Here is a 316-nt window from a genome sequence, read left to right on the forward strand (position 1 = left end):
CGCGCCGGAACGCTGAGCGCTCAGGGCTTGCGGGCCTCGATCAGGGTGCGGCTCGCGTGGGCCACGAAGCTGCCGTCGCGCCGGATCAGCTCGTGCAGTGCGCGCACCCGGTCTCGGTGGGCCTCGACGGTGAACCCCGGCACGGTCCAGACCTCTTTGCGCAGGAAGTAGACCACCGCGCCGATGTCGAGGAACTCGGCGCGCAGCCGCTCGGTGCGCAGGTGCACCTCCTCGAGTCCCGCCGCCCGCGCGTCGGCCGCCTCCGTCTCCGGATCGCGCTGGAGGCGTGCCTGCGGCCGGGGGCCGAGGAAGAACT

The 316-nt window shown here is 73.4% G+C and carries 1 pseudogene; it reads right to left on the minus strand.

Annotation, left to right across the window (positions count from 1 at the left end):
- Window positions 1–20: 20 nt before the first annotated feature.
- Window positions 21–316 (minus strand): annotated as a pseudogene (locus JHE00_RS34610) (SAM-dependent methyltransferase); the annotation flags it as partial.

This window comes from Prauserella cavernicola, assembly GCF_016595675.1.
GTDB classification, from domain to species: Bacteria; Actinomycetota; Actinomycetes; order Mycobacteriales; family Pseudonocardiaceae; genus Prauserella_A; species Prauserella_A cavernicola.